At 64.4% G+C, this 11,457-nt stretch carries 6 protein-coding genes; 4 read left to right on the forward strand and 2 right to left on the reverse strand.

Going from position 1 to position 11,457, the window contains the following annotated elements; translation table 11 throughout:
* Nucleotides 1-89 precede the first annotated feature (89 nt).
* Nucleotides 90-2,882 carry a bifunctional [glutamate--ammonia ligase]-adenylyl-L-tyrosine phosphorylase/[glutamate--ammonia-ligase] adenylyltransferase gene (gene glnE, locus DFO48_RS13615; RefSeq protein WP_114863714.1) on the reverse strand — a complete coding sequence of 931 codons (2,793 nt, stop codon included), beginning with the start codon at nt 2,880-2,882 and terminating at the stop codon, nt 90-92.
* Between the two features lie 183 nt (nt 2,883-3,065).
* Between glnE and DFO48_RS13620 the strand changes: the two genes are divergently transcribed.
* Genes DFO48_RS13620 through DFO48_RS13635 form a run of 4 tightly spaced genes read left to right on the forward strand, consistent with a single transcriptional unit; the run spans nt 3,066 to nt 10,646 of the window.
* Nucleotides 3,066-7,127, forward strand: a complete 4,062-nt coding sequence (locus DFO48_RS13620) for a YhdP family protein (protein ID WP_114863715.1) — start codon at nt 3,066-3,068, stop codon at nt 7,125-7,127.
* Nucleotides 7,124-7,939 carry a carbon-nitrogen hydrolase family protein gene (locus tag DFO48_RS13625; RefSeq protein WP_114863716.1) on the forward strand — a complete coding sequence of 272 codons (816 nt, stop codon included), beginning with the start codon at nt 7,124-7,126 and terminating at the stop codon, nt 7,937-7,939. The genes DFO48_RS13620 and DFO48_RS13625 overlap by 4 nt, the downstream gene beginning before the upstream one ends.
* Complete coding sequence (locus DFO48_RS13630) at nt 7,936-10,011, forward strand: nitrogen regulation protein NR(II) (RefSeq protein WP_114863717.1); 2,076 nt, start codon at nt 7,936-7,938, stop codon at nt 10,009-10,011. The genes DFO48_RS13625 and DFO48_RS13630 overlap by 4 nt, the downstream gene beginning before the upstream one ends.
* A 5-nt stretch (nt 10,012-10,016) precedes the next feature.
* Nucleotides 10,017-10,646, forward strand: coding sequence for a response regulator transcription factor (locus tag DFO48_RS13635; protein WP_003066795.1), 630 nt, complete (start codon nt 10,017-10,019; stop codon nt 10,644-10,646).
* A gap of 65 nt (nt 10,647-10,711) precedes the next feature.
* Here DFO48_RS13635 and DFO48_RS13640 read toward each other — a convergent pair whose 3' ends face one another.
* Nucleotides 10,712-11,371 (reverse strand): OmpA family protein, encoded by a 660-nt coding sequence (locus DFO48_RS13640; RefSeq protein WP_003066797.1) that lies wholly within the window; start codon nt 11,369-11,371, stop codon nt 10,712-10,714.
* Nucleotides 11,372-11,457 lie beyond the last annotated feature (86 nt).

Here is an 11,457-nt window from a genome sequence, read left to right on the forward strand (position 1 = left end):
AATTTGGCAATGCCTGTAGGCAAATCTTGATGGATGCTGCCAGCGCCTCGAAAAGCAGGTGCCCACCAATCTCCGGTCCCTTGAGACAGCTAGCTGCTTTGCGCTGAGGCGACAGGCCCGAACACCGCAGTCCAGAGCTTGAGTACCGCTTCACGCTGGGCTTGGGCCTGTTCTGGTTCCAGCTGTCCGGAGCGCTCATCCAGTCTTGCCACGTGTTGCAGGCGGCGCAGCTCGCGGTAGGCCTTGGCTGCTTCATAGCCCACTGCCTTGGGCAGCAGGCCCGCGTCTTCGGCGCGCTGCAGCAAGGCGATATTGCCCACATTGGCAATCAGCTCGCGGTGTGCGCCGGATTCGGCCAGCACCAGGTACTGGACGGCAAATTCCACATCCACCATGCCGCCGGGGCTGTGTTTGACGTCAAACAGGCCGCCGCGTACCGGGTGGGCGCCGCGCACCCGCTCACGCATGGTTTCAATCTCGTTGCGCAGAGCAGCGGCATCGCGGGGTGCGGTGATGACGGCTTCGCGCACCGCATCAAAGCGCTGATGCAGGTGCAGATCGGTCGCAGGTTCGCCTGCAGGCGAGGGAAAGTCGCGGCTGCCAAGCACAAAGCGGGCACGCGTCATGGCCTGATGTTCCCAGGTCCAGGCAGTGTTGCTGCCGCGCTGCTGCTGGTAATTGGCATAGGACTCGAAGCTGGTCACCAGCAGGCCCGAGTTGCCGTTAGGGCGCAGCGCGGTGTCGATCTCGAACAGATCGCCTTCACCGGTCTTGACGGTCAGCCAGTTGATGAGCTTGCGCACATAGGCCGCGTAGACCTCGGGCGCGCGGTCATCGTCGTCATCGAAGACGAAGACGATGTCCAGATCGCTGCCGTAGCCCAGTTCCTTGCCGCCCAGCTTGCCGTAGCCCACGATGCCGAAACGTGGCGTATCGCGATGGCGGCTCTTGAGCCGGCTCCAGCACCATTGGGCCGTGATGCGAAGCACGCTGTCGGCCAGGGCGCTGAGGTCGTCGGCCACTTGCTCTACGGTAATGCGGCCTTCGATATCGCGAGCCAGCGTGCGGAAGACTTCGGCATGGTGGGCGCGGCGCAGCAGATTGAGCAGGGTTTCGTCGTCGTCCTCGCCCGTGGACTGCAATGCTGCCAGACGCATGGCCAGCTCGTGCTCGAAGTCTGCTGCGACAAAGCGCTCCTTGAGGATGGCATCGCTGGCCAGCTCGTCGATCACGCCGGGGTGTTGTTGCAGGTAACGTGCTGGCCAGCGTGCCGCCCCCAAAAGATGTAGCAGTCTCTCGTGAACTGCCGGGCGCTCCAGCAGCAAGGCGAGGTAGCTTTCACGGCGCAGCAGGGGCTCCAGCCACTGCAGAAAGCGTTTGGCGGCTTCTTCGCTGGACTGGCCGCTTTCCACCCATTGCGAGGTGCGCTCCACCAGTCTGAACAAGCGGGCCCGCGCTTCGTCGCGCAGGCCGTTGATGCGGGTGTTGCTGCGCCAGTCGGCGACCTGCCCGGCCAGTGAGGGGGGCAGGGCCTCGATCAGGTCTTCGATGTCTCTGGGCGTGGGCGGCCCGCCTGCCGCTGCCTTGGCGGCATTGCAGTGACCGTTGCTGCATTGCTGGGAGTCACCGCCGAGCAAGGTGTCGAACTCCTGCGCCACCAGTTCGCGGTGCTCGTCGAGCTGGTGCAGAAAGCCGCAGGCATCGGCATAGCCCAGGGTGCGGGCAATCCACAGCAGATCATCGTCGCGTGTGGGCAGCACGTGGGTCTGCTGGTCGTCCAGGTACTGGATGCGGTGTTCCACCTGGCGCAAGAAGATGTAGGCGCGGCTCAGCGCATCGGCAATCTCGGCGCTCATCAGATTGGCCTGCACCAGGCGCTGCAGGGCTTCCAGCGTGGGTCGGCGGCGCAGCTCGGGGAACTGGCCGCCGCGCACCACCTGCAGCAGCTGCACGATGAATTCGATCTCGCGGATGCCGCCGCGCGAGAGCTTGACGTCATTGGCGCGCTCGGGGTGGCCCGCGCTGCGCTTGGAGGCGTGGTCGCGGATCTGGCGGTGCAGGCTGCGCAGCGAGTCAAACACCGCATAGTCCAGATAGCGGCGGAACACAAAGGGCAGCACCACGCCGCGCAGGGCCTGGACGTTGGGGGTCTGGATATCGGCCAGCGGCGCCACGATGCGGCTCTTGAGCCAGGCAAAGCGCTCCCACTCCCGGCCGTGAATCTGCAGATACTCCTCCAGCGAGGACAGCGAGACGGCGGGGGCGCCGGAATTGCCGTTGGGCCGCAGGGCCAGGTCGACGCGAAAGACAAAGCCGTGCTCGGTGGTGTCGCCGATCAGGCTGAAGATGCCTTTGACGGCACGGCCGAAGTACTCGTGGTTGGAAATCACGCCGCGGCCGTCGGCCTGGCCCCGGGTGTCGCCGTCATGTTCGTAGACGTAGATCAGGTCGATGTCGCTGGAGACATTGAGCTCGCGGGCGCCTAGCTTGCCCATGCCTATGACCCAGAACTGGACTTCCTGACCTGTCGGCCCCTGGGGCGCGCCGTGCCGGGCATCCAGTTCGGCACGGACCTGGGTGCAGGCACGGTCCAGGGCCAGCTCGGCCAGCTCGGTGACGGCCTTGGTCACCACGCCAAGAGAAGCGCCTTGCTCGCAGTCCAGCACGATGATGCGCTCCATCACCAGCTGGCGCAGCACGCGCAGTGAAGCGGAGAGATCCAGGCCGCGCGAGTGCAGCGTGCCCAGGGCCTGCTCCATCAGAGACCGGTCGGGGGCTCCCGGCGGCAAGGCATCAAACCAGTTCTCGTAACGGCGGTGAAGGCGCTGCACAAAGCGCGAGTACTGGGCCGGGGAAGGAACATTGAGGGCGTTTTCTGCCATTGCTTGCTCTGGGGACTGCATGCGGACCGTAAAAAATGGTGTCAGGCAGGCAGGTAATCAGCTCGGCAACGTGTGGTTACCGAAACGCGCACGGGGGCGCCGGTCATAATTCCTGCCATTGCTAGGCCACCGATGATCGAACCGAAACCACTCCCAACTCGCCAAATTCATAGGCTGGCCAGCTTGGCACGGTGGTCTCTGGGACTGGTCCTTAGCCTGTGGCTGCTTCTGGCCACCGTGTGGGGGGGGCTCCATTTCTGGATTGTGCCGCGAATCGAACAGTGGCGCCCCGAGCTGGAATCCCTGGCCTCACGCAGCCTGGGTGTACCGGTTTCCATAGGCCGGCTGCATGCGTACCGATCGGGTCTGGTGCCGACTTTCGAGCTGGGCGACGTAGTCCTGCATGACCCCGCGAACAAGAGTGAGGCCTTGCTGCTGCCCAAAGTGGTGGTGGCGGTCTCCGCCCATTCGCTGATGACCCTGGGAGTCGAGCAGATATATCTGGAGGGGCCGGATCTGACGGTCCGTCGCGATGCCGACGGTCAGATCTTTGTCGCCGGTATTGCCGTGTCATCCGATCCGGGGCAGGGAACCGACTCTGACTGGATCTTCTCCCAGCCCGAAATCGCCATCCGCAGCGGCAAGCTGCAGTGGGTGGACGAGCTGCGCAATGCTGCGCCCTTGCAGCTGCAGGATGTGGATCTGGTGCTGCGCAACAAGCGCTGGCATCACTCCCTGCGGCTGGATGCCACGCCGCCGCAGGACTGGGGCCAGCGCTTTACGGTCATGGGCAACTTCAAGGAGCCTTTGCTGTCGGTGCATGAAGGGCGTCTGGAGCGCTGGAGCGGACAGGCTTATCTGGACTTCACGCATATCGACCTGTCCCATCTTGGCCAGTATCTGGGTCCGCAGGACTGGAAGCTGCAGCAGGGCAAGGGCTCGGTCAGGGCCTGGCTGGATGTGGAGCACGGACAGCCCGTGGGCGGGGTGGCCGATGTCGCCGTGCAGGCGCTGCAACTTCAATGGCGGGACAGACCTGAGCCCCTGGCCCTGCAGGCCTTGCGGGGGCGTCTGCGGGCCAAGAACCAGAACGGTTACCAGTTTTCCGTCCAGGGTTTGCAGTTCACGGCCGATGACGGCCTGAACTGGCCTAGAGGTGATTTCAGCCTGCGCTATGTGCCGACTGGCGCTTCCGAGCAGGGCAGCCAGGGCGAGCATGGCGACGTTCAGGCCGATGGCATCGACCTGGCCATTGCGGCGCAGATGCTGCAGCGTCTGCCCCTGCCGCAGGCCGTGCAGACCCAGCTCAAGGCGCTTGCGCCGGCAGGACTGCTGAGTGATCTCAAGCTGTCATGGCGCGGACCTCTGCAGCAGCTGGCCCAGTACAAGGCTTCGGGGCGCTTCGAGCAGCTGGGCTTGCGTTCCCAGGCTTCGCAGGATGGCCCGCACAGCATAGGCATTCCAGGCGTGCGGGGCTTGAGCGGCAAGTTCAGCCTGGACCAGGACAGCGGCGAGGCAACGCTGACCAAGACAGCGGCCGCCAATCAGGCCATGCTGAGCTTCCCCGGAGTGTTTGAAGACCCCGATATTCCGTTCGACCAGTTCGACAGCCTGGTGCGCTGGCAGGTGCTGGACAAGGGCCAGTCCATCAAGGTGCAGGTGCCCCGGCTGCGTTTCGCCAATGAGGACACGGCAGGCCAGGCCCAGGCCAGCTGGCAGTCCGGTGCCGGGACCAAGGAGCAGCCGCGCTTTCCGGGGCTGCTGGATCTGCAGGGGCAGCTCAGCCGCGCCAAGGGGGAGCGCATTTATCGCTATCTGCCCCAGGATCTGGGCAGCGATGCGCTGCGCTATGTGCGCGAGGCCATCACCACGGGGCAGGCCAGCGCGGTGAACTTCCGCGTCAAGGGCGAGCTCGAGCATGTGCCGTTTGAAAAACCGGGCAAGGGCGAATTCCACATCAGTGCCCAGGTACATGACGTGAACTACCAGTTCGTGCCCGGCTATCTGCTCGGCCCCGGCGAAAAGCCCTGGCCGCCGCTGACCAGGCTGTCGGGCGAGCTGGTTTTCGACCGCAACTCCATGCAGGTGCGCAAGGCCAAGGGCTTTCTGGGGCATACCGCCATCGTGGTTGATGAAGCGCAGGCCGGCGTGGCCGACTGGAACCTGACCGAGGTGGAGGTCAACGCCAAGGCTCATGGAGCCCTGGGCGATATGCTGAACCTGGTTCAAGGCTCTGCCCTGTCTGCGCTGACTGCCCATGCTCTGGATAGCAGCAAGGCCACGGGCAATGCCAAGCTCAGCCTCCGGTTGCATCTGCCCACCATGCATATGGAGCGCAGCAAGGTACAGGGTGAAGTGGCGCTGGCGGGCAATACGCTGCAGCTGATGCCCGATGTGCCCACACTCAGCCAACTTCGCGGCAATGTGCAGTTTTCGGAGACCGGCTTTCAGCTCTCGGGCGTACAGGCCAAAGCGCTGGGCGGTGATGTGCGCATAGAGGGCGGCATGAAGCCTGCCGCCGATGCCGCCACGGCTCCGGTGCAAGTGCGTGTGGACGGTGTTGCCACGGCCCAGGGCCTGCGAGATGCCAAGGAGATGAGCGAACTGGCGGCTCTGGGCAAGCATCTGCAAGGCCAGGCCCGTTATGGCTTGCAGATCAAGGTGCTGCACAGCGTGCCGGAAATCAGTCTGCAGTCCGACCTGCAAGGCATGGCGGTCATGTTGCCAGCTCCTTTGGGCAAGGCGGCTGACAGCTCCCTGGCCTTGCGTGTCAACCGCACAGTGCCAGCCGTGGCCAAGCCGCTGACCGATCAGTTCGGCGTGCAATGGGGCAATCAGTTAGCAGCCTTGCTGGAGCGCGATATCACCGGGGCGCAGGCTCGCATCACACGCGGCAGCCTGGAGCTGGTGGAGGCGGGCAAGGCGGAAGCCGCTTTGCCGCTTGCGGGCCTGCAGGCCAGGGTGCAACTGCCGGTGCTTGATCTGGATGCCTGGAGTCGTTTGTGGTCCGATGGAACAGGGGGCGCTGCCGATGGCTCCGGTACCGGGGAAGAGAGCTGGCGCCAGTTTGTGCCGCAGCAGCTGGCGCTCAAGGCGCGCGAGGTCAAGCTCCATGGCCGCTCGCTCAATGATGTGTCGCTGCAGCTCAGCCATGCCAACAAGGTCTGGACCAGTCAGATCCAGTCACGCGAGCTGGCGGGGCGTGTGGAGTATCGCGAGTCATCTGCTCAGGAGCCGGGCGGCCTTGTCATCGCCAAGCTCTCGCGTCTGAGCATTCCCGATGGCCCGGACGAAGGGCTGGATGCTGCTGCGGAACAGACCGGCAATGTGCGCGAGCTACCGGCCTTGCAGGTCAGCGTGGACGACTTCCAGCTGGGCAAGCGTTCGCTGGGCAAGCTGGATGTGGTGGCGCGCAATCACGGGCTGTCCGTAGGCGCAGGGCAGCGCGAATGGCAGCTGTCGCGCTTCAATATCAGCACGCCCGAGGCGACATTGACGGCCCAGGGTTCCTGGGGGCTGCGCTCCAGTGACAAAAAGCACCCGGGTCAGACCCAGCTGCAGTTCCAGCTCAATCTGCGCGATGTGGGCAAGCTGCTCAATCGCTTTGACATGCCTGGCGTGGTTGCCAATGGACAGGGTCAGCTGCAGGGTGAAGTCAGCTGGACAGGAGCGCCCGTGACGCCGGAGTTCAAGACCATGTCCGGCGCCGTGCATCTGGAGGTGCAAAAGGGCCAGTTCCTCAAGGCAGATCCGGGACTGGCCAAGCTGCTGGGCGTGCTCAGCCTTCAGTCCTTGCCCAGGCGGCTGACGCTGGACTTCCGCGACGTGTTCCGCAACGGCTTCTCGTTCGACTTCATGCGGGGCGATGTCACCATAGAGCGCGGCATAGCCAAGACGAATAACATGCAGATGAAGGGCGTGAACGCGGCCGTGCTGATGGAGGGCTCTGCCGATATCGACAAGGAAACCCAGGACCTGCATGTGGTGGTGGTGCCGGAGATCAACGCCCTGTCCGCCTCCCTGGTCGCCACGGCCATCAACCCCGTGGTGGGGCTGAGCAGCTTTCTGGCCCAGATGATTTTGCGTGGCCCGCTGATTGCGGCCACGACCAAGGAGTTCCATATCCACGGCAGCTGGGAAGACCCGCAGGTGACCGAGCTGCCCAGGCGCAGCGTGCCCAAGGCCGGTGCCGACGGTGTCGGCAAGCAGCCCGCTGCCGCCCCAAGCTCAGAGGAGAAGCCATGAAGATTGCCGCTCTACAAATGGTCTCGGGTCAGGATGTCGCCGCCAATCTGGCACAGGCGCGCAGCCTGATGCAGCAGGCCGCTGCCCTGGGCGCGGAGCTGGTGGTGCTGCCCGAGTATTTCTGTGCCATGGGAGCCAGGGACACCGACAAGCTGGCCTACCGCGAGGTGTTTGGTCAGGGGCCGATCCAGGACTTCATGGCCGCTGCCGCCAGGCAGCTGCAGCTATGGGTGGTGGCCGGCACGCTGCCGCTGCAGGCCGCTGACGACAACCATGTGCTCAACACCAGTCTGGTCTTTTCACCCGACGGCGAATGCGTGGCCCGCTACGACAAGATCCACCTGTTTCAGTTCGACAACGGGCGCGAGAGCTATACCGAGGCCGCCGTGGTGCAGGCGGGCAGTCAGCCCGTGGTCTGCGACGTACAGGCCAGGAATGGCGTGAGCTGGCGTCTGGGCCTGAGTGTCTGTTATGACCTTCGCTTTCCCGAGCTGTACCGCGCGCTCAGCGCACAGGGGGCCGATCTGCTGCTGGTGCCAAGTGCCTTTACCTACACCACGGGCCAGGCGCACTGGGAGGTGTTGCTGCGGGCGCGGGCGATAGAGAACCTGGCCTATGTGCTGGCACCGGGCCAGGGCGGCGTGCATGAAAACGGTCGTCGCACCTGGGGCCACAGTCTGCTGATCGATCCCTGGGGCGAGGTGCAGGGCCTGCAGGCCAGCGGCGCCGGCGTGGTGGCGGGAGAGCTCAATCGTGACCGCTTGCTGCAAGTGCGCCAGCAATTGCCGGCCTTGAGCCATCGTGTGCTGTGACTGATCCGCTGAATACCGCTCTTGACGAGCTGCCCGAGGACCATCCTGCCCATTGGCCCTGGCGGCGCTGGCGCATGGCCTGGAAGCGCTGGTCGCTATGGACCTTGCTGGTGGCACTGGTGGTGAGCATGCTGGTCACCATGGTCTGGCTGGCCGGGCGCTATGAAGCATCGCAGGTGCAGGAAAAGCTGGAGCGCGATACCGCCAATGCCGTTGGCGATATCCGTGCAGCGCTGGGGCGCAATCTGCAGGACCTGCTGGCACTGAGCGCCTACAGCGGCAAGCACTCGGCCTGGCGTGAGCATGCGACCGAGTTGCTGCAGCAGCGCCGTGACCTGATGCGCATTGAGTGGCGGGGCGAAAACATGCGCCTCATCGAGCATGCAGAGACGCCTTATCGCACCCTGCTGGTCGAAGACGAAAGCCATTTGCCCGAGCTGCATTCGGGCGAGGCACTGACCTGTACCCAGGCCAGACGCGTCAACGGGCCATCGTATTCCCCCAGCCGCTTCCAGCTGCTGGGCGAGGGCCTGGGCACGGAGACCATGCAGGTCTGCATGCCGCTGACGGAGAACGGCCATGTGGTGGGCTATGTGCTGGGCACCTACAGCCTGCAAGGCATTCTCATGGCCCAGGTGGGCAAGTCCCTGCCTCGCACCCAGGAGGTTTCGTTCACCGAGCCGGACGGCACGCGTCTGGCCATGGTGGGGGCGGCCTGGCGCGGCTCGCGCATGTTCACGGCCCAGCAACTGCTTGATTTGCCCGGCAACACCCTGGTGCTGCGCATGGACAGCTGGCATCACGCGCCCAGCGTCTTTCCGAATGTGATGACGGCGCTGGTGACCGGCATGTCGATCGCGCTGGTGTCCGTGGTGGTGGTGCTGGTGCGCGACAACCGCCGCCGCCTGCGGGCGGAGCGCGATCTGGGCGACGCGCTGGCCTTTCGCAAGGCCATGGAGGACTCCCTGGTCACGGGCATGCGTGCCCGCGATCTCCAGGGCCGCATCACCTATGTGAACCCGGCCTTTTGCAATATGGTGGGCTTCAGCGCACAGGAGCTGCTGGGCCTCAATGTGGCGCCTTACTGGCCGCCCGAGCTGGCCCAGGAGTACGTGAGCCGGCGCGATCAGCGCCTTGCCGGCTTGCTGCCCACACCGCGCCAGGGTCACGAGAGCGTTTTCATGCGCAAGGACGGCTCGCGCTTTCCGGTGCTGATTTTCGAGGCGCCGCTGATCACCGCCCAGGGCCAGCACACGGGCTGGATGAGCGCCTTCATCGACATCAGCGAGCAGCGCCGCATGGAGGAGCTGTCGCGTGCCTCCCAGGAGCGCCTGCAGGCTACGGCACGCCTGGCGACGGTGGGCGAGATGGCCTCCATGCTCAGCCATGAGCTGACACAGCCGCTGGCCGCCATTTCCAGCTATGCCACAGGCTCGCTCAATCTGCTGGAGCATGAGTCGACTGATCCTCAAGCTCCGCATCTCAAGGACTTGCGCATGGCTCTGGAGCGCATCAGTTTTCAGGCCGACCGCGCAGGCAAGGTCATCAAGAGCGTGCGCGATTTCGTGCGCCGGCGCGACAAGTCCAGAGAGACGGTGCAGCCCGTGGAGCTGATCGATGCCGTCATGCCCCTGGTCTATCTGCAGGCACACAAGCTCAATGCACATGTGCAGCTGGAGCTGGAGCCCGATCTGCCGGGGGTGCTGTGCGATGTCACCATGGTCGAGCAGGTGCTGCTCAATCTGGCGCGCAACGGCATGCAGGCCATGGACCTGCCCGAGCTCAAGGAAAGGGTGTTGACCATGGCTGTCAGGCGCAGTTCTGACGGTAATAACGCGCGTTGGGTAGAATTTTCCATCATGGACTGCGGCGCAGGCATTTCTGCGGAAGTCGCCGAGCAGCTGTTCACCCCCTTCTTCACCACGCGCACCGAAGGCATGGGCCTGGGCCTGAGCCTGTGCCGCACGGTGGTGGAGCAACATGGTGGTCATCTTGATTACCGCCCGCACCTCCCGCAGGGCACGGAGTTTGTCTTCACGCTGCCGGCCCACTGGGAACCCAGAGAGAACTAGGCTTCATGGAACCTGTAACCGACGCTACCGTCTACGTGGTGGACGACGATGCCGATGTCCGAGAGGCATTGGCATGGCTGCTGCGTTCGCGCCGATTGCTGAGCGAGTGCTATCGCAACGCCGAAGAATTCGAGCAGGCCGTGCTGCAGACCAGCCCCGTGACGCGCCGGCCCTGTTGCCTGCTGCTCGATATGCGCATGACGGGCATGAGCGGCCTGTCGCTGTTCAACCGCATGCTGGAGCGCGGCCAGATCGAGGCCATGCCCGTGATCTTTCTGACCGGACATGCCGATGTTCCGACGGCCGTGGATACGGTCAAGCGCGGTGCCTTCGATTTCTGCGAGAAGCCGTTTTCCGACAACGCGCTGGTGGACCGGGTGGAGCAGGCGCTGGCGCTGTCTGCCGAGCATCTGGCCGCCTTGCAGGCGCGCGAAGAGGTGCGCAGCCGCTTGGACGAGCTGACCGATCGGGAAAAGGACGTGATGAAACTGGTTGTCGAGGGTGTGCCGAACAAGTTGATTGCCGATCAGCTCGATATCAGCGTGCGCACCGTGGAAGTGCACCGGGCGCGTGTCTTCGACAAGATGCAGGTCAAGTCGGCGGTCGAGCTGGCCAATCTGCTGCGCAACGCCTGAGCGCAAACCTTCGCGGCATGAAAAAAGCCCCGCTTTGCGGGGCTTTTTGCTGGCTGGTGCCTGTCTTACTGAGGAGCGCGCTCACCCACGAAGATTTCCACGCGGCGGTTGCGCGCACGGCCTTCGTTGGTGGCATTGGACGCCACGGGCTGGTGCGAGCCCATGCCCTGCACCTGGATGCGGGCGCCGTTGACGCCGCGCGATGTCAGGTAGTTGCGGGTGCTCTCGGCGCGCTGCAGCGACAGAGGGTTGTTGATGGCATCGGAGCCTGTGCTGTCGGTGTGACCGATGATGCGCACTTCTGCGTTGGGGTTGTTGCGCAGACCTTCGGCAAAGCGATCGAGGATGGGAGCGAAGTTGCCCTTGATGTCGGCGCGGCCGGTGTCAAAGGAAATATCGCTGGGGATGTCCAGCTTGAGCTGGTTGTCCGCGGTCTGTGTCACGCCCACGCCTGTGCCCTGGGTCGCGGCTTCCATTTCGCGCTTTTGCTTCTCGAGGTTCTGCGACCAGATATAGGAGCCCAGGGCGCCGACACCGGCACCGATCAGTGCACCCTTGCCGGCATGGCCACCAGCAATGGCGCCGATGGCAGCGCCGCCCAGTGCGCCCACGCCTGCACCGGTGGCAGTACGACGCGTGGTGTCCGACATGCCGCCGGTATTGGCGCAGCCGGTGATCAACAATGCAGAGGCCAGAGCGGCCGTCACAGCCATTTGCTTGCGCATAGAAAACTCCTTAGTTTGATAAACGACCCGGAGGGTCTTGCAAACCAGCTTCGCGTAAAAGCTGCAAGGCCACGAGCGTACTGCCA

It is taken from the genome of Comamonas sp. AG1104 (assembly GCF_003350425.1).
In the GTDB taxonomy this organism is placed as follows: Bacteria; Pseudomonadota; Gammaproteobacteria; order Burkholderiales; family Burkholderiaceae_C; genus Comamonas; species Comamonas testosteroni.

Excerpts from the sequence above, each read along its gene's own strand:
- DFO48_RS13635 (WP_003066795.1), top strand. The coding sequence starts at position 10,017 with ATGGAACCTGTAACCGACGCTACCGTCTACGTGGTGGACGACGATGCC.
- DFO48_RS13640 (WP_003066797.1), bottom strand. The coding sequence starts at position 11,371 with ATGCGCAAGCAAATGGCTGTGACGGCCGCTCTGGCCTCTGCATTGTTG.
- glnE (WP_114863714.1), bottom strand. The coding sequence starts at position 2,882 with ATGGCAGAAAACGCCCTCAATGTTCCTTCCCCGGCCCAGTACTCGCGC.
- DFO48_RS13625 (WP_114863716.1), top strand. The coding sequence starts at position 7,124 with ATGAAGATTGCCGCTCTACAAATGGTCTCGGGTCAGGATGTCGCCGCC.